This is a genomic window from Candidatus Clostridium helianthi, assembly GCF_045310795.1.
Classification (GTDB): domain Bacteria; phylum Bacillota; class Clostridia; order Clostridiales; family Clostridiaceae; genus Clostridium; species Clostridium helianthi.
Window position 1 is genome coordinate 22,383 of record NZ_JBJIAB010000005.1, and the last position, 17,470, is coordinate 39,852.

Here is a 17,470-nt window from a genome sequence, read left to right on the forward strand (position 1 = left end):
CCTTGTTATTTTCCTTTTCCTATGTACTCTGCAATTACATTAACAACACCATCAATATCTAAATTAGTAGAATCAATCTCAATTGCATCATCTGCTTTTTTCAGTGGATCTGTAGCCCTATGAGTATCCTTATAATCTCTATCTATTATATCTTTTAGTATTTGATCATAAGAACACTCTATATTTCTTTCTTGCAATTCTTTAAATCGCCTAGTTGCTCTTTGTTCTGGACTAGCGGTTAAGAAAAACTTAAAATTTGCATCTTTTAGAACAACGGTCCCAATATCTCTTCCATCCATTATTACACTAAATTTGCTTGACATTTCTCTTTGAAGTTTTACAAGAATAGCTCTAACTTCCGAAATACTAGCATATCCAGATACAATACTACTTATGTTTGGAGTAGTTATTTTATCCTGTATATTTTCACCATTTAAAATCAAATCATCATTTTCAAAATGCATTTCCATAGTTTTTATTATATTACAAATTTCTTGAACATTTTCTGGTTGCAAGTTTTGTTCTTGTGCTTTTAGCGCCACAGCTCTATACATTGCTCCTGTATTTATATACATAAGATCAAACCTCTTAGAAACCAATTTTGCTATAGTGCTTTTCCCTGCTCCAGCCGGTCCATCTATTGCTACTGAAATTTTCAAAACTTTCTCCTCATTTCCAAATCCTATAAATTTATGCCTTCATTAAGATTATATAATTTTTTACCTTTCCAAACAAGGAAATATTTTTTTATCAAATATTACTTCCTGCTATAAATCCTGTAGAAAAAGCTATTTGTACATTATAACCACCTGTAAAAGCATCTACATCCATAACTTCTCCCGCGAACGAAAGATTTTCTATTATTTTAGACTTCATGGTAGACGGATCAATTTCTTTTATATCTACCCCTCCTGAAGTTACAATCGCTTCATCTATAGGTCTTAATCCTTTAATATCAAAACTTAAATCCTTGATAGTCTTTACTAAAGTCTTTCTTTCCTCTCTTGTTATTTCATTTACTTTTTTATTTTCGAATATTCCTGAATTATTTATAATTACAGGAATTAATTTTTGTGGTAATAACTCATCTAAAGAATTTTTAAAATCTTTATTTAAATATTTATTAAAATCCTTTTGGATACGTTTATCTAATTCTCCTAAATTTAATGCAGGTTTTAAATCTATATGCAAAGTATATCTTTTTCCTTTTTCTATAAATCTACTTCCACTTAATATAAGAGGTCCTGAAACTCCAAAATGAGTAAATAACATTTCACCAAAATTCTTATAAACTACTTTCTTGCCATTTTCTTTAATCATAACTTCTACATTTTTTAATGACAAGCCCATCAATTCTTTTGTTTTGGAATCAACAACTTCTATTGGAACAAGAGCTGGCATTAGTTGAGTAACATTATGACCAAGCATACTTGCAAATTTTTGTCCTTCCCCTCTTGAACCAGTAAGTGGATACGATGCACCACCTGTTGCAAAAATAAAATGATCTCCAGACAATCGTTCTTCATTATTAATTTCTACTGCTGTTATTCTATTACTTTTAAATTCTATATTAGTAACCTTTGATTTCAATCTTATTTTTACATTAGTTCTACTTAAAGCATTTGATAATCCTCTTATTATATCTGATGACTTATCGGATTCTGGGAAAACCCTGTCTCCTCTTTCAACTTTTAATTTAATTCCTTCGTTCTCAAAAAAATTCATTGTATCATCATTGGTAAAACTATATAATGAACTATAAAGAAAATGAGGATTACCTGGAATATACTCAAAAAACTCAGATATATCTTTTGCATTTGTAACATTACATCTGCCTTTTCCAGTAATAAAAAGCTTTTTACCAATTCTTTCATTACCATCTAATAATATTACATCATGTTTCTTCGCCGCTTGTATAGCAGCCATCATTCCTGCAGGCCCTGCACCTATAACAATTACTTTACTCAATTTAAATATCAGCTCCTTAATAAAAATGTATTGCAGTCATTACTTTGCTAATTAGTACAAATCATTTATGCAATACATTAGGTTATTATCTATTATCTACTTTCTCAGGATACATATCATGATTCATCATTCTATAATTAGCCATTTCCTCAAACTTAGTTCCTTTCATTCCATAATTGCAATAAGGGTCTATACTTATACCTCCTCTTGGTGTAAATTTTCCCCATACTTCAATATATTTTGGATCCATAAGTTTTATTAAGTCTTTCATTATGATATTCATACAATCTTCATGAAAATCACCATGATTTCTAAAACTAAAAAGATATAATTTCAGCGATTTACTTTCAACCATTTTTATGTTTGGTATATAGCTTATATAGATTGTTGCAAAATCTGGCTGACCTGTAATTGGACATAAACTTGTAAATTCAGGACAATTAAATTTTACAAAATAATCATTATCTGGGTGTTTATTTTCAAAGACCTCTAATACTTCAGGGGTATATCCGTAATCATATTTTGTTCCTTGATTTCCGAGCAATGTTATACCCTCAAGTTCTTTTGATTTTCTTCCACTTTCACTCATTATTTTTTCTCCTTAAATTCGTTTTATATTTTATACTTTATATTTTATTTTTTACTTTTCTTACTTTCTAAATACTTATCTAAACCATTTTTTCTAAGCTTACAAGCAGGACATTCTCTACAACCGTCGCCAACAATTCCTTTATAGCAAGTAAGAGTCTTTTCTCTTATATACTCTAACTTCCCAAAATCATCCGCCATCTTCCATGTTTCGGCTTTATCTATCCACATTAATGGGGTATGAACTACAAAATTATAATCCATTGCTAAATTTAAAGTTACATTAAGAGATTTTATGAATATATCCCTACAATCAGGGTATCCACTAAAATCAGTCTCACACACTCCTGTTACTATATGTTTTGCGCCTTTTACTTTGGCCAATACTCCTGCAAAAGTTAAGAATAGCATATTACGCCCTTCAACAAATGTTGAAGGAAGGGAACCATTTTCTCCAGCTTTTATTTCTATATCATTTCTTGTAAGCGCATTAGGAGCTAATTGATTAAGAAGCCCCATATCTAATATATGATGCTCTATTCCTAATTCCTTTGCTATACTAGTTGCACATTCTATTTCTTTTCTATGTTTTTGATTATAATCAAAAGTTACTGCTATAACCTCATCAAATTCCTTTAATGCCCAAAATAGACATGTAGTAGAATCTTGTCCTCCGCTAAATACAACAACTGCTTTATTACTCATATTCAAAACCTCCTAAAATAAATTAATTAAATAGAAATATACCAAAGCACTACTGCTTCTTCGTTCGTTACTTATCTCATAATTAGTAAAGCTTCTTGTCTTAGTAAATCATTAGTTTGAAATTTTCCTGTAAAAGTAGTTGTTGTAGTCAATGTTCCAGGTTTTTTTATTCCTCTTGAAGTCATGCATCCATGCTCTCCAGTTATAAGTACACCAACATCACTACTTTTTGTAACCATAGAAACTATTTCTGCTATATCTGTTCCAATACGTTCTTGAAGTTGAAGTCTTCGCCCAACCATATCTGCAATTCTTGAAATTTTACTAAGACCAATTATCTTATCTTTTGGCATATACACTACTGTAACTTTCATATTATACATAAGCGCTAAGTGATGTTCACAATAACTATGAATTGGTATATCTTTAACCACAACCATATTATTATGAGTTTCTGAATCATAATCTTCATTTTCAAATGTGGTTCCAAACGCTTCTGCTATTTCTCTATTTGAAAGTGTCATTCCTTGAAAAACCTCTTCATACATTTTTGATACCCTTTTAGGTGTATCAAGTAATCCTTCCCTATCAGGATCATCTCCTAAAGCAACAATAATTTCTCTTATACATTCCTCTATTTTTTTTGTATCTATCTTCTTTGGCATAACTTAAGCCTCCTTGTATTTCTAAACCTTTTGTAAAAACAAAATTCACTATAAGCTAGTCTATATTATATATAATAACCACTCAATTATTAAACTCCGCGTGCATTCTTATCCCAAATAATTTTATGTAATTGCACTTGCAACCTTACTCTATTCAAATTTTTATCTTTCATAAATTCAACAATTTCTTGCATTTCTATATTTCCCGAAACTGGACTTAAATAAACAAAGCATTTTGATGTTAAATTGTACTTACATATTATTTCATATGCCATTTCTAAATCTTCCTTACTTCCTATCACGAATTTATAAACATCATTGGATTCTACAATGCTTAAATTATTAAAATCCATTCTATCCATCATATTACTGATAGGAAGTTTAAAATCTACAATATAACTGATATTATTCTTTATAAATTTATTTTTAAAAGGTCCTATGTTAACAGCACCATTTGTTTCTATATGAACTTTTAGGTTCTCATCTGAGTTCAAAAGTTCTAGTAATTCATGTATATTTCTTTGAATAAGTGGTTCTCCACCTGTTAAAGTAACATTAGTAACTTTATTTTCTTTTATATACTTATAAATTTCTTCGGCAGTTAGAACTTCTGAAGTACTTTCTTTATCCCATGAATAAGTTGTATCGCACCAAGAACATCTTAAGTTGCAACCTTGAAACCTTATAAATGTTGCAAGTTCACCAGAAGTAGGACCTTCCCCATCTACTGATAAAAATTTTTCAATTATATTAAACATAATTCCCCTCCATTAGTCCTCTGTATAAATGCAGCTATTATTAGGAGTTTCAAATAATTCTACTTCACATACTGACAATCCTTTAGCTTTTAATCTATTAAAAATATCTCTAGACATTTCTTCTGCTGTAGGTCTATAGTCAACTAAATAAATGTCGAAATTATTTTGTAGTTCTTCGAATTTCTTAACCAAAGCTTTCCCATCTTCATTATTTTCAATAATTAATTTATGATCAAAAGTTTCTGCAATCTCTTTTAATATATTTTTAAAATTTCCGAAATCATCTACCATGCCTCTAAGCTGACCATCTTGATGCAACTTTTCAGATCTTAGTTTTGCAATTAATTTGTATCTATGACCATGAATGTTAGAACATTTTCCTTCATACCCACTTAAATAGTGCGCCATATCAAATTGTACTTCACTTTTTATTTTAAACATATTTTTCTCCTCACATAATTTCTATAAAATTTTCGAAATCAGTTTTATAAGGCTTATCCATAAATTAACTTTCCATTTAAATATAAAAAAGATTAATTTTGTAACATCTAAAACTAGCGCAACAAAATTAATCTTAAATTAAAATAATTCAAAATCAAAATGCCTAGTTTTTTTTAATGACAGGATGGTCTTAATGAACTGTCCGTATTTAATTTTTCATAAAATTTTTTGATATTGGTAATGATAACATATTTCATTTAATTATGCAAACTTTCTATTGTATTTTTATCCAATGTGTTATAATTATCAAGAATCAGTTAAATTTATATATCTTTTCTTTTAGGAGGTCTTTTTTTGAAAAAAATGATGGGATTTAAAGATAAATTCGCTTATAGTTTCTTTAATTTTGAAGCATACAGCGAATTCTTAGCACAAGGGCTTAGAAAGTCAATATTATATATTTTTCTTGTTACATTACTATTTTCAATAATAACTAATGTTAAGGAAATAAATATGATTGCTAGCGAAATATCGGTAGTACAAAATGATCTTTCAAATAATGCACCAAATTTTGAATTTAATAATGGCGTATTATCTGTTGATTCAGATGAAACTATTTACAATAAACATGAAGGCGATTTTCTATTTTATTTAATATCAAGCTTTATTGGAAACATAAATACAGTAAATTCACTTGACTCTGATGCCATAAGTATTCAGGACAACCTTGAAAATGATTCCTCAACTTTTAGTATTGATGACTCAATGCTAAGTGTAAGTACTGATCAATCAAATTATTATACTTTTATTATTGATACTAAAGGTAAAACTGACAAAAATATTCTAAATTCTTACAAAGATGCTGTGTTTCTTGATTCTAATAACATATATCTTAGAAAAGATTATAGAACAGTTGGCACTATCAACTTTTCTGATTTTTCTAGTATAAATATTAATAACGAAAATTCAGGATACTATCTTTCCATAATTAAAATACTCACACCAATAGTTTTTTTTGTTGTTAATCCTATTAATTCCTTTATTACTAATTTGATTTTAGGATTCTTAATATTTGGTCCATTTGCTGTTTCTATAGGTTCATTTATGGGAGTAAAACTAAAATACTCTAGAGCTTGTACTTTAAGTTTTTATGCGATGAGTTTACCACTTTTACTTGAAGCCTTAATACATGTTGCTGGAATAATAATGCCAGAATTTTTTCTTATATTCTCCATTATTACATTAATCTATTGTAGCTTGGCTATAAGAGAAATTAAAAATAGTGATAAATCTGAATTAAATTTTATGAAGTAAAATTATATTATATGCTATTAAGTGCTTAAAATATGCTATTTATTGTTTCCAACATAATGTACCTTATAAAAATATCCTAAAGATTTGCTAATCAATCTTTAGGATATTTTTATTCTTTAGGAAATTATAATGCAATTAAATCTGTGGATAACTTTATAGTAGTATATTTTACTAAGGTTAATTACTATAACAAGAATAAAAAATAAATCATATTCGCCTGCCAAATTTTTCTCACATGCGTTCGAAAAGGCAGATGCGTGAAAAAAATCTTCAGCTCCACAGTCGCCTGCGATTTTTTTATATTTTATCTATGTGTGAATGTAAATATTGAAGTTATGTGAAGCATATCAAGTAACATTACTATATTAATACATATAAGCATTCCGCATAATATATCCTCGATTTTACTATTAGTCTTTATCATACAAATAGAAAACCTCTTTTTACTAAATGGGTAAAACCACGGCAATCCTCCTATCGTTAGGCTATCTAGAAATAAATGAGAAAATATCCCCAAGAATATTCCCTTTATTCCAATTAACATAAGCTTATCTGTAAACATACCAATGACAGTCGAATATAAAAACAAATATACAAGTGGCGCATGAAATAACTTTCTATGGCCAGCCAATTTATTTATTGCTTTTGATACACCTTTAGTTTTTTTCCCAATATAACTATTTCCATGATCTATGTCTGGAAATATACTCCCAACAAAAGCTCCTCCAAGTAATACTGCTGTAGACACAAGTGGCATATTTGCAAATTGGCAATTCGCATATAATCCTACTAGTATTCCACCATTCATATGTGTTTTGTAATTCATTTTTTAATTCCTACTTTCGGTTTCTCATTTTATCTTAGGTTTAAATTTCTTCATTTTGTTATTATACTATAAATCATTTTATAGTATAAAGAAAAATCCACTAAAACGCTATGCTTTTAGTGGATAAATTTATATATTTAATATTTTTTATTATTGATTATTAGGCTTATTTGTTTGAGCAATTTTTATACCTGTATTACTTTTGTCTGAACAGATTTTCTCAGATTTACAGCCTTTACATCCACAGTTGCATTTTCCTTTTGAAGAATTCTTAAAAGATTTAAAGATTATAAATCCAGCAAAAGAAATTATTATAATCGTGATTAATATTTCTATCATTTAAGCTTCACCTACCTGCTATTATAAAAGTATGATTTAAGTCTTGATATTGATACTTAATCATATTCTTAACAATTATTAAAAAAACAAACTATTCGCTTTTAAAAATAAATGCACAAGGTTATAAAGAAAACCACCCAAATTAAATACTAAGAAAGAAGCAATCCATGCGACAATTAACTGAAAGAAAATTGAAAACAAAGTTAATTTACTTCCATATTCTTTTTGCATCGTACCAATTGTTGATATACATGGAGTATATAGTAGTATAAAAACCAAAAATGCATATGCAGAAATATTAGTGAAATGAATTGGTAAAATTACCGATAAATCCCCTGCAAAAATTACTTGCATAGAAGCTAAAACTGATTCTTTAGCTAGTAGTCCTGAAAGTAATGATACTGCAGATTGCCAATTACCAAAACCTAAAGGTTTAAAAACTGGTGCGAGAACATTACCTATTGATGCTAATATACTATCATCAACTTGATTCACCATACCATGAAGATTAAAGTTCGATAAAAACCATACTACTACGCTCATTGCAAAGATAATAGTTGCAGCTTTTTGTAAAAAACCGCTAGCTTTATCTAATGTTTGTTTATATATAGATGATATTTTAGGCATCTTATACTCAGGAATTTCAATTATAAAAGGTTCTTCATCTTTTTTGAAATATGTATTTTTGAATAAAATACCAAGCAAAAATGCTACTAAGACTCCAAGCAAATATAGGGAAGATACCACTAATCCTCTATGAGATTCAAAGAATACAGCCGCAAATACAGTATAAACTGGAAGTCTGGCGTTACATGACATAAATGGAACTAGCAATGCTGTAAGTTTTCTATCTTTTTCACTTTCTAAAGTTCTAGCAGTCATAATTGCTGGAACTGTACATCCAAAACCTATTATCATAGGAATAAAAGCTTTGCCCGAAAGCCCCATCTTTCTCATCAATTTATCCATCATAAATGCGACTCTAGCCATATAGCCACTATCTTCCAAAATAGTTATACATATAAATAATACTAATATTATTGGAAGTAATACTATAATTCCTCCAACACCTGAAATAATACCATCCACAATTAAAGAGCTAAACCAATCAGAAGAATTCGATAATAGTTGGTGCGCAGTCGGTATAATATTATTATTTAAAAGATCATCTAAAAAATCTGAAATTGGTTGTCCAACCCAAGAAAATGTCAACTGAAACATTAGAGCCATAAGTAAAAGAAAAATAGGATATGCTAGAACTGGATGTAAAACAAACTTATCCAATTTCTCAGTAATGCTTTCTTGTAGGTTGTCTCTTATTGTCATACACGATTTTAATACATTTTCTATAAATTTATACGCTTCTTTTTCAGATGAAAAATCAAATTTTCTATGATTCAATGGTTTAGTAAAGTTTCCTTCTCTAAGTCTTTCCTTAACTTTATCTACTCCTACATTTTTTCCTGCAATAATTGGAATTACTTCAACATCCAGTTCTTTAGACAACTTATCATAATCAATAACAATTCCTTTATTTTCACAAACATCAATCATATTCAAGGCTAATATTATAGGTTTATTAAATTGTTTAAGTTGAGTTGTAAGATATAAATTTCTATTAAGATTAGATGCATCCACAATATTTAATATTAAATCAACATCACCTTCTTCTAGAAATTGCTTGGACACTTTTTCTTCATTTGAGAAAGTATCCATAGCATATATTCCAGGTAAGTCAACAATCTTAATATTTTCAAGAAGAAAACCTTCTTTTTTATCTACAGTCACACCTGGCCAATTACCAACATACTGATTGGAGCCAGTGAGTAAATTATATAATGTAGTTTTTCCTACATTAGGATTACCAAGTAAAGCTACGTTTATCATTTATTTAAGTCTCCCCTATTTTGCTAATAATTAAAATATCCAATCCACAATTATTATAATTTTTTTAATAGTATATTCTTAGCATCTTTTTTTCTAATTGCTAAATCAAAGCCTCTAAAGTTTATAATAATTGGATCACCTAGTGGTGCTGTTCTTCTAAGTTCAACCTCAGTTCCTTCAATGCATCCTAACGCAAACAACCTCTTAACTAATTTTGAATCTCCTTTAATAGATGAAATTATTCCTTTCTCTCCCGGATTTAAACTGCAAATACTCATAATAATGACACCTCCTAAATGAAATTATTTATCATATAATTAAGAATATCATTATTGGCTATAATAAGCAATATAAAATTGGTATATTTGCTCATATTTTTGATATATTTAAGATACTTTTTTCTTATGCAACAATGCAAAATCAATTCATATACAATTTAGCATTAAATAATACCGAAGTTAAATAATGAATTGTATATATTTAACAATTCATACTACTATTCTATTACTTACGATGCTATAAATCAAATGTGTAATTGCATTTATATAAAATTGCCTAAATTTTATAACTATTTAATTTTCTTTTCTATAGATAGATCTACTTTAAAATGGCCGATTAAATTAATAACTATTTCAATGATAATTTTATTTGATAATTAATATCTTATTTAACTATTAAAAAAGGCACCTTAACATTAAAATAGGCACCTTTCTTGAAATTTATTTTTTACTATTCTTTGATCTCGCTAATTATATGCTTTGATTCATTATAAGAATTTGCTAATTGTTTAAGTGGCGAATCATAAGGATTTACCCATCCTCTATTAACAGTTAATTCTGTAAGAGCTGTATGTCCTTCAACAATTTGTCCTAATGAGGCTGAATATATAGCTCTTAATTCAGGAGTACTGCTTGTAAGTGTTGCATTTAGATACATATCTGCGCCTTCCTTCGCTGTAGAAAGCATACTTGATGCTATTATTTCATCATCTATATCCATAGTGCTTTTAATCATATTTCCAATTATACTTCCCATTTTACAATACCTCCTTTGAAACTGGAACTCCATTTTCATTCATAAATTGTTGAATTCCTTTTATCCTGCCTTCAGTTGCTAATACACTTGCTTCTGATTGTCTTTTTAAATCTCCATCTGTAATTAATGAATTAACAGCTCTTTGCATTGCTAATCCATCACTCTCCATCTTTAAAACTGATGTTAAAGATAAAATTTCTGCTTCCGAAAGTGTTCTCATATCATTACCTCCACATAATATATTTTACTTATATATTATGTGTTTTTTAATTATTAATAGTCGTGTAAATTTTGCCTCTTTTCCTCATAGAATAAATATTAATCCAATATGCTAATCATATTACATAATTTATGAAACCACTTTTAAAATATACTTCCAAATCGTTTTAAACTTCTATCTAGATGTTCGTTATAGTCATTTGAATTTTTATTTAAACTATTTATTTTTACTACATCATTACTTGTTGATGAATGTATATATTTACTATCACCTAAGTACATAGCAACATGTCCCGGAAAAAATATTAGATCTCCTTTTTTTATTTGCTTAAATGTTATTTCTTTAATAGGAAAACCTTCTTTAATTTTTGCATCTCTATAAATTAGAATTCCATTCAACATATATGCCATAGAGCAGAGACCCGAGCAATCAATTCCAAGAGGAGTTTTTCCTCCCCATCTATATTGTGTTCCAATATAAGATACGGCCGATGATACTAAATTATCCCTAAGACCTTCTTCATTATTTATATCATAACTTTTCTTCAAATTGGATATGAAACAACTTCTTATCCAGCCTATACTATGATTAGGCAATATAACTTTTGTAAACTTATTGTCTTTACTACATTCATAGGTAGAAATTAAATTAGCTCCTCTTGTCAGAGTTGCAATTGGAAACCCAGATGCTTGAGGATTATTAAGAATATCTGCAAAAGAATTAATTACTATTGAATTTTTTTCTGTTTCCCACTTTTCTGATATTTTATCATTTATTATTAAATCAATACCATTAATATATCCTTCGTAATTGTAGCGAGTTCTTACATAAAACCAATTATTAACGTCCTCTTTGAGTATTTCAACATTCATTCCGAATAGCACTTCATCTACACTTTCCGAATTATTTTTTGGCTCACGTTTTAACATTCCTATAGTATTATTAACTATTGCATTTTTCATCAAATCACTCCAATGTATAATGTTTAATAATCAACTAAAGAATAACTATTTCGCTTCTTTCTCCGTTTATCTTTACTTTTGCTCCTAATGGAATACTTATAGTAGGAGCGCAATGTCCGCAAGCTAAATTATAAATTGTCGGAGTATTTTCTGGCTTTATCAATTCTTCAAATATCTCCATTAATGTTAAACTACTATTCCCTTCTATTGGATCACACCCAGTCCATGATCCTAAAATAATTCCTGCAGCATCTTTAAATTTTCCACACTGCTTTAATTGAAGTAACATTCTATCTATTTTATATGGATATTCATCTACATCTTCTAAGAATAGTATTTTTCCTTTTGTATCGAGTTCATATGGAGTTCCCATAGATGATGCAACTAAAGAAAGATTTCCTCCAACCAATTTCCCTATTGCTTTTCCGTTTACTAAAGTTTTTATTTCTTGTTTATCTGGATTTTTTAGTATTCCTAATGGTTTATCACTAAATATATTTTTTATAAAATAATCCATTGTATAATCATCTACACCTTTATAAAATTCGGTTGATATCATTGGAGTATGAAAAGTTATAAATTTACATTTTTCATTAAATACAGTATGGAGCGCTGTCACATCACTATACCCTGCAAAAACCTTCGGATTTCTTTTTATTATATTGTAATCCAGCATGTCCAAAAGTCTTCCTGCTCCATATCCCCCCCTTATTGCAAAAATACCTTTTATGGTCTTATCATCAAACATTTTATTAATATCATTTGCTCTGATTTCATCACTTCCAGATAAATATCCATGGTTGCACCTGCAACTCTTTCCTAAAACAACTTCAAATCCTAGCTCTTCCATGGCTTTAATTGACGGTTCTATTCTATCTGGTTTTGTTGGACTTGAGGCTGCAATTAATCCTATTCTATCACCTTTCTTTAAAGGCCTTGGTCTTATCATATCTATACCTCTCCTGTATATTTGTTATACTCAAATTTAATACAAAGACCATTGTATTTAATATAGTTTACTAAAAATTACATGAACTATATTTTGCAATACAATGATATTTTATAATCATTTGCCAAATCTATTTAATTATATGAATAACCAATATACTTTATAATATATGCTAAAAATATTTGCAGATTCTAAGATTTTAAGATGTAATATACCGTAAAAATATCCCTATTGGAATGAACTTTTTAATGAAAGCTAACACCTTGAAATCTGTTAAGTGTTTATTCAGAAATAATGAGTATAATAAAATTATAAATAAGTATTTTAGTAATCTATGTTTGTATTAACACTACTACATATTAATACAGCTTTACAATAATTATATCAACTTTATTGATAAATTTGCTTAACAATATTATAGTTGAAGTAATATGGATTACCGAATAAGATACTTCAGTCGGCGTAACACATTTCTTAAAAGGGTAACAACTTTAATTTCTATATACTGATTGATTATCTTTAAGCTCATGCAATGCATAATCATTATAATTATAAACTTATTAATAAATGCTATTTATAATTATTAATAGAAGTTTATAGATGCTAGTTTATTTTTAAGGGGATTGTTCCATTAGACTAATGTTAAATATAAGTTGGTGGTTTCATCAATATGGTTTATAGTAAAATTGAACTCTTATTCTCTTGAATAATACTAAAATATATTCAAAAAATACATAATGAAATTAAATAAAAACTATGATTTCTCATCTTTAATAAATTAACAAGCATAGATGAGAAAATTTACAGGAGGAAACTTATGGATAATATAGTTCAAAAATTTAAAAATACTTTCTATACAAAAGAATTCGTTACTTTTTTAATAATAGGACTTATCAATACATTTAATGGAACTGTTTTTTCTTATATATACTCAAGCTTTTTAAATGAGAATATAGCATTTATAGTTGGCTATATTTCTGGTTTGATTATATCCTATTTATTGAACAGTCTTATAACTTTTAAGGAAAAACTGCAATTGAATAAATTTATAAAATTTGCAATATCATATATTCCAAATTTTATTATTCAGAATATAGTTGTAGTAATAGTTTTTAATTTTATGGGTTTAAATAAGCTTATTGCTTATTTATTAGCCGCAATAATAGGTGTTCCAATCACATTTATATTAATGAAATTTTTTGCATTTAGTAAAAAATCTGTTTGAGTATTTCTCCAAAAATTACATTGGTAAAATCAATGAAAGAAATTAGACTTCTAATTTTAAATCTGTATAATCAATATTAGGCATACAAAATAAGTGATAGATATGTATGCCTTAAGTCATCTTTTAAGAAATTGGAGGTACTTAATGAATAAGATAAAAAAATACTATATTATTATTCCTATAATAACAGCTATCCTGTCTCTTATAGTAATGATAGTAACATCAATAAATTCAAAAGTAGTTAATAAAGGTTATTCTTATTTTACTGAAGATCTTAATTCTAATAAAATATCAACTGTAATAGTTGATACTTCTCCTAAAATGACTGTAATACTCAATAGTGGTGATAAATACTCTACAGATAATCCACATACTGATACTTTAAAAGAAAAGCTATTATTAAATGGAATCGAAGTTAAGGACGAAACCACTCCCCCTATTTCAAAAACTATTCCTTCTGGAATTTTGGGGTTATCACTTTTTGCAATAGTTGCGATGCTTGTATATAAATCAAAGGGTGGTGTTTCTTCTGTAACATCGATGGAAATGCAAGATTTTAGCAAAGATAAGAAAGCAGCCTTAAACTTTGATGCTGTAGCCGGAAATGAAGAAGCTAAAGAAAGTTTAATGGATGTTGTAGATTTTCTTAAGAACCCAGAAAAGTATCAAAAGTATGGTGCTAGAATGCCAAAGGGTGTTATTCTCTATGGTGATCCAGGTACAGGTAAGACATTGCTTGCAAAAGCAGTTGCAGGTGAAGCTGGAGTTCCGTTTTATGCACTTAGTGGTTCTGATTTTGTCCAAGTATATGTTGGAGTTGGTGCTGCAAGAGTAAGAAACTTATTCAAGAAAGCAAAAGCTCAAGGAAAAGCTGTAATATTCATTGACGAAATCGATGCTATAGGTAAAGCAAGAGGTAATGGAAAAAATGGATCTAGTAACGATGAAAAAGATCAAACATTAAATGCGCTTTTAACTGAAATGTCTGGATTTGGACAAGAAGAAGGAATTGTAGTAATCGCAGCTACAAATAGACTTGATATGTTGGACAAAGCTCTTCTTAGACCAGGAAGGTTTGATAGACATATAGAAGTTTCATTGCCAGATGTTAATGCAAGAGAAAAAATCTTATCTCTTCATTTAAAGAACAAACCACATGAAAATATTGATATTAAAGATATAGCTAAAAAAACAGTATATTTTTCTGGTGCAAAGCTAGAAAGTTTAGTTAATGAAAGTGCTATATTAGCAGCTAAAGATAACAGTAATTATATAACTTCTGACCATATAGAAAACGCCTATTCTATAACTTTAGCTGGCCATGAGAAAAAAGAAAGAAGTTATCTTAAAGAAGAAGATAAACTTCTTACTGCGTATCATGAAGCAGGACATGGATTAGTTAATATGCTATTACTTCCACAAGATAAAGTTTCTAAAATAACAATTATACCGACAACAAAAGGTGCTGGAGGTTATACATTATCTATTCCTGAGGATACCAGCTACCACAGAGTAGATTATTTAAGAAATAAAATAAAAGTTTCACTAGGTGGTAGAGCTGCAGAAGAAATAATTTTTGGTAAAGATAAAATTTCTACTGGAGCGCATGGAGATATATCTCAAACTACTGATATTGCATTAAAAATGGTTACTGAGTATGGTATGGGGGAAACCTTAGGGCTCATAAATCTATCAAGTGTAGGTCCCTTATATAGTAGTTATGGAAATCCTGTTATTGAAGAATGTAAAAATATTGTTAGTGATCTATACAATGAAACACTGAAACTTTTAATTAAAAATAGAGCTTCTCTTGATAAGATTGCTATAGAATTATTAGAAAAAGAGACTTTACACGAAGATGAATTGAATAAATTAGTTTGACATGGTATTAAAACTAAATTATAATATTTTTTATTAATTATAGTAATCGTGTGATGAATTTGGGAGATGCTACAAACAATGTAGAGCCGAAGGTGAAATCGCAACAAACTCTCAGGCAAAAGGACCGAATTCTGACGAAACTCTGGAAAGTCTTATGACACCCAAGAAGCAATCTTTTTAGTTAACTATTAAAAGAGAATCTTTCAGGTAAAATAACAGAGGCGAATTGTTTATGCAATTCGTCTATTTTTATGCATAAAATTTAATTGAAAGAGGTGTTTGATTTATGAATGATATTAATATATTGGAGTATCTAGGCATATTTGCATTTGCAGCATCTGGGGCTCATGTTGCAATCGAGGAAAAATTCGACTTATTCGGTATATATATTCTCGCTACCGTCACAGCTATGGGAGGTGGAGTTCTTCGTGATATTGTAACGAATGTTGGAATTCCATTATTTTTTGAAAACTATACAACTATTCCTTTTATTATTTTAGGTGCAACAATTCCTGTTATACTTCGTGGAAAACTAAAATATAATAATATGTTTGTGATAATAGATGCAATAGGGCTTTCAGCTTTTTCTGTCTCTTCTGGAATTAAAGCTCTTGAAAGTGGCTATAATTTAATGCTCTTTCTATTTGCTACAAGCATTACTGGGGTTGGTGGAGGCGTACTTAGAGATATAATTACCAATAGAAAACCTGAAATTTTTAAAACTGATGTTTACTGCATTGCATGTATTCTTGGTTCACTTTTACTGTGGTTTATATATCCACTTTTAGGAACTCACTTATCTCAGCATATATCATTAATCGTTATTTTTTCAATCAGAATGATTTGTTATATAAAAAAAATAAATCTTCCTATAATTGATAAGAATTAATTGTAGAAAGGCATCATCCTAGAGCAAATTAACATAAAAATACTTTACTCTAGGACAAGCTCATTCTTAAACGTACATATTTTTATATAAAAAAGGAAAAGATATCATTAGATTTATAATCCCTATAAATATTTAGAAGTATATACATTAGAAAGGGGTTGATTTTAATGATTAACAAAAGCAGTAAAATTAGCGTAATATTAGCAATATTATTTGAAATATTACTTATTATTACAGCTATTAAGACCGCCTCATCAAATCCGTGGAGTTATCTACTTTTTTTGCTCTGGGATGCTATAAGCATATTTATTCCTTTTATCGTTCTTAAAGTTGCTAATTCTAATAAAATAACCCTTCCATCTAGTTTTTTATCAGCATCAATAATATTTATATTTGCTACTTTATATCTAGGAGAAACTTTAAAGTTCTATAGTATGTTCTGGTGGTGGGATTTATTTCTTCATGGTACATTTGGTGTATATGGCGTTATAATTGGAATGCATCTTTTGCAGGGAATTATAGAAAAAAACAAAAATACAACTCAGAAAAAATTTTCTAAATTCAGCTTAGTATTTGCCTTTTGTTTTACAATTTCAATAGGTACTATATGGGAAATATACGAATTCTTAGCAGATTATTTTTTTAAAACTGACATGACAAACGGAAGTCTTGAAGATACTGCAACCGATCTCATAGTAAAGATTACATGTGCCTTCATTACATGCTTAATATATTATTTTTCTAAATTAAAAAAGGGAAATAATGTTTAGCAATCAAAGAAATTCATTAAACATTATTTCCCTACTATAAAAAGTATT

20 protein-coding genes and 1 riboswitch are annotated in these 17,470 nt (G+C 28.5%); of the genes, 5 read left to right on the forward strand and 15 right to left on the reverse strand.

Annotation, left to right across the window (positions count from 1 at the left end):
* Positions 1-5: 5 nt before the first annotated feature.
* From cmk to ACJDTP_RS05695, 7 genes are all read right to left on the reverse strand, one after another.
* Positions 6-659 (reverse strand): (d)CMP kinase, encoded by a 654-nt coding sequence (gene cmk, locus ACJDTP_RS05665; protein ID WP_406760728.1) that lies wholly within the window; start codon positions 657-659, stop codon positions 6-8.
* Between the two features lie 91 nt (positions 660-750).
* A complete protein-coding gene (locus ACJDTP_RS05670) occupies positions 751-1,968 on the reverse strand; it encodes a BaiN/RdsA family NAD(P)/FAD-dependent oxidoreductase (RefSeq protein WP_078115535.1) in 1,218 nt (405 codons plus the stop codon).
* A gap of 85 nt (positions 1,969-2,053) precedes the next feature.
* Positions 2,054-2,557, reverse strand: a complete 504-nt coding sequence (gene queF, locus ACJDTP_RS05675; protein ID WP_041897047.1) for a preQ(1) synthase — start codon at positions 2,555-2,557, stop codon at positions 2,054-2,056.
* 44 nt (positions 2,558-2,601) lie between these two features.
* Positions 2,602-3,261, reverse strand: a complete 660-nt coding sequence (queC, locus tag ACJDTP_RS05680; RefSeq protein WP_406760729.1) for a 7-cyano-7-deazaguanine synthase QueC — start codon at positions 3,259-3,261, stop codon at positions 2,602-2,604.
* A gap of 71 nt (positions 3,262-3,332) precedes the next feature.
* Positions 3,333-3,926, reverse strand: a complete 594-nt coding sequence (gene folE / locus ACJDTP_RS05685; RefSeq protein WP_077837584.1) for a GTP cyclohydrolase I FolE — start codon at positions 3,924-3,926, stop codon at positions 3,333-3,335.
* 89 nt (positions 3,927-4,015) lie between these two features.
* On the reverse strand, positions 4,016-4,684 hold the full coding sequence (gene queE, locus ACJDTP_RS05690) for a putative 7-carboxy-7-deazaguanine synthase QueE (RefSeq protein ID WP_406760730.1): 669 nt from the start codon (positions 4,682-4,684) through the stop codon (positions 4,016-4,018).
* A gap of 12 nt (positions 4,685-4,696) precedes the next feature.
* On the reverse strand, positions 4,697-5,125 hold the full coding sequence (locus tag ACJDTP_RS05695; protein ID WP_271810642.1) for a 6-pyruvoyl trahydropterin synthase family protein: 429 nt from the start codon (positions 5,123-5,125) through the stop codon (positions 4,697-4,699).
* Positions 5,126-5,488: 363 nt separating this feature from the next.
* Here ACJDTP_RS05695 and ACJDTP_RS05700 point away from each other — a divergent pair, with 363 nt between their 5' ends.
* A complete protein-coding gene (locus ACJDTP_RS05700; RefSeq protein ID WP_406760800.1) occupies positions 5,489-6,439 on the forward strand; it encodes a DUF1189 domain-containing protein in 951 nt (316 codons plus the stop codon).
* A 304-nt stretch (positions 6,440-6,743) separates the two neighbouring features.
* Here ACJDTP_RS05700 and ACJDTP_RS05705 read toward each other — a convergent pair whose 3' ends face one another.
* From ACJDTP_RS05705 to ACJDTP_RS05740, 8 genes are all read right to left on the reverse strand, one after another.
* Complete coding sequence (locus tag ACJDTP_RS05705) at positions 6,744-7,265, reverse strand: metal-dependent hydrolase (protein WP_171771450.1); 522 nt, start codon at positions 7,263-7,265, stop codon at positions 6,744-6,746.
* Positions 7,266-7,415: 150 nt separating this feature from the next.
* Complete coding sequence (locus ACJDTP_RS05710; RefSeq protein ID WP_077837579.1) at positions 7,416-7,604, reverse strand: FeoB-associated Cys-rich membrane protein; 189 nt, start codon at positions 7,602-7,604, stop codon at positions 7,416-7,418.
* A gap of 78 nt (positions 7,605-7,682) precedes the next feature.
* Positions 7,683-9,491: a ferrous iron transport protein B gene (feoB, locus tag ACJDTP_RS05715; protein ID WP_078115541.1), complete on the reverse strand. Its 1,809-nt coding sequence runs from the start codon at positions 9,489-9,491 to the stop codon at positions 7,683-7,685.
* A 53-nt stretch (positions 9,492-9,544) separates the two neighbouring features.
* On the reverse strand, positions 9,545-9,769 hold the full coding sequence (locus ACJDTP_RS05720) for a FeoA family protein (protein WP_017211634.1): 225 nt from the start codon (positions 9,767-9,769) through the stop codon (positions 9,545-9,547).
* A 451-nt stretch (positions 9,770-10,220) separates the two neighbouring features.
* Positions 10,221-10,526 (reverse strand): spore coat protein, encoded by a 306-nt coding sequence (locus ACJDTP_RS05725; protein ID WP_078115542.1) that lies wholly within the window; start codon positions 10,524-10,526, stop codon positions 10,221-10,223.
* Position 10,527: 1 nt separating this feature from the next.
* A complete protein-coding gene (locus tag ACJDTP_RS05730; RefSeq protein ID WP_017211636.1) occupies positions 10,528-10,746 on the reverse strand; it encodes a hypothetical protein in 219 nt (72 codons plus the stop codon).
* 143 nt (positions 10,747-10,889) lie between these two features.
* The gene (locus ACJDTP_RS05735; protein ID WP_103699172.1) at positions 10,890-11,708 is read right to left on the reverse strand and encodes a C40 family peptidase; all 819 of its coding nucleotides are present in this window, start codon (positions 11,706-11,708) and stop codon (positions 10,890-10,892) included.
* A gap of 34 nt (positions 11,709-11,742) precedes the next feature.
* The gene (locus tag ACJDTP_RS05740; protein WP_406760731.1) at positions 11,743-12,657 is read right to left on the reverse strand and encodes a S66 peptidase family protein; all 915 of its coding nucleotides are present in this window, start codon (positions 12,655-12,657) and stop codon (positions 11,743-11,745) included.
* A gap of 817 nt (positions 12,658-13,474) precedes the next feature.
* Between ACJDTP_RS05740 and ACJDTP_RS05745 the strand changes: the two genes are divergently transcribed.
* The 4 genes from ACJDTP_RS05745 to ACJDTP_RS05760 all read left to right on the forward strand — a co-directional run bounded on the left by ACJDTP_RS05745 (position 13,475) and on the right by ACJDTP_RS05760 (position 17,422).
* A complete protein-coding gene (locus ACJDTP_RS05745) occupies positions 13,475-13,882 on the forward strand; it encodes a GtrA family protein (RefSeq protein ID WP_077842972.1) in 408 nt (135 codons plus the stop codon).
* 144 nt (positions 13,883-14,026) lie between these two features.
* Positions 14,027-15,763, forward strand: a complete 1,737-nt coding sequence (locus ACJDTP_RS05750; RefSeq protein WP_077842971.1) for an ATP-dependent metallopeptidase FtsH/Yme1/Tma family protein — start codon at positions 14,027-14,029, stop codon at positions 15,761-15,763.
* Positions 15,764-15,813: 50 nt separating this feature from the next.
* Positions 15,814-15,900, forward strand: a riboswitch (glycine riboswitch).
* 149 nt (positions 15,901-16,049) lie between these two features.
* Positions 16,050-16,652, forward strand: coding sequence for a trimeric intracellular cation channel family protein (locus ACJDTP_RS05755; protein WP_406760732.1), 603 nt, complete (start codon positions 16,050-16,052; stop codon positions 16,650-16,652).
* A gap of 167 nt (positions 16,653-16,819) precedes the next feature.
* The gene (locus tag ACJDTP_RS05760; RefSeq protein WP_406760733.1) at positions 16,820-17,422 is read left to right on the forward strand and encodes a DUF2238 domain-containing protein; all 603 of its coding nucleotides are present in this window, start codon (positions 16,820-16,822) and stop codon (positions 17,420-17,422) included.
* Positions 17,423-17,470: the final 48 nt, after the last annotated feature.

Bases quoted from the DNA above. Each gene is read 5' to 3' on its own strand.
- queF (WP_041897047.1), bottom strand. From the start codon at position 2,557: ATGAGTGAAAGTGGAAGAAAATCAAAAGAACTTGAGGGTATAACATTG.
- queC (WP_406760729.1), bottom strand. From the start codon at position 3,261: ATGAGTAATAAAGCAGTTGTTGTATTTAGCGGAGGACAAGATTCTACT.
- folE (WP_077837584.1), bottom strand. From the start codon at position 3,926: ATGCCAAAGAAGATAGATACAAAAAAAATAGAGGAATGTATAAGAGAA.
- queE (WP_406760730.1), bottom strand. From the start codon at position 4,684: ATGTTTAATATAATTGAAAAATTTTTATCAGTAGATGGGGAAGGTCCT.
- ACJDTP_RS05695 (WP_271810642.1), bottom strand. From the start codon at position 5,125: ATGTTTAAAATAAAAAGTGAAGTACAATTTGATATGGCGCACTATTTA.
- ACJDTP_RS05700 (WP_406760800.1), top strand. From the start codon at position 5,489: ATGATGGGATTTAAAGATAAATTCGCTTATAGTTTCTTTAATTTTGAA.
- ACJDTP_RS05705 (WP_171771450.1), bottom strand. From the start codon at position 7,265: ATGAATTACAAAACACATATGAATGGTGGAATACTAGTAGGATTATAT.
- ACJDTP_RS05710 (WP_077837579.1), bottom strand. From the start codon at position 7,604: ATGATAGAAATATTAATCACGATTATAATAATTTCTTTTGCTGGATTT.
- feoB (WP_078115541.1), bottom strand. From the start codon at position 9,491: ATGATAAACGTAGCTTTACTTGGTAATCCTAATGTAGGAAAAACTACA.
- ACJDTP_RS05720 (WP_017211634.1), bottom strand. From the start codon at position 9,769: ATGAGTATTTGCAGTTTAAATCCGGGAGAGAAAGGAATAATTTCATCT.
- ACJDTP_RS05725 (WP_078115542.1), bottom strand. From the start codon at position 10,526: ATGGGAAGTATAATTGGAAATATGATTAAAAGCACTATGGATATAGAT.
- ACJDTP_RS05730 (WP_017211636.1), bottom strand. From the start codon at position 10,746: ATGAGAACACTTTCGGAAGCAGAAATTTTATCTTTAACATCAGTTTTA.
- ACJDTP_RS05735 (WP_103699172.1), bottom strand. From the start codon at position 11,708: ATGAAAAATGCAATAGTTAATAATACTATAGGAATGTTAAAACGTGAG.
- ACJDTP_RS05740 (WP_406760731.1), bottom strand. From the start codon at position 12,657: ATGATAAGACCAAGGCCTTTAAAGAAAGGTGATAGAATAGGATTAATT.
- ACJDTP_RS05745 (WP_077842972.1), top strand. From the start codon at position 13,475: ATGGATAATATAGTTCAAAAATTTAAAAATACTTTCTATACAAAAGAA.
- ACJDTP_RS05750 (WP_077842971.1), top strand. From the start codon at position 14,027: ATGAATAAGATAAAAAAATACTATATTATTATTCCTATAATAACAGCT.
- ACJDTP_RS05755 (WP_406760732.1), top strand. From the start codon at position 16,050: ATGAATGATATTAATATATTGGAGTATCTAGGCATATTTGCATTTGCA.
- ACJDTP_RS05760 (WP_406760733.1), top strand. From the start codon at position 16,820: ATGATTAACAAAAGCAGTAAAATTAGCGTAATATTAGCAATATTATTT.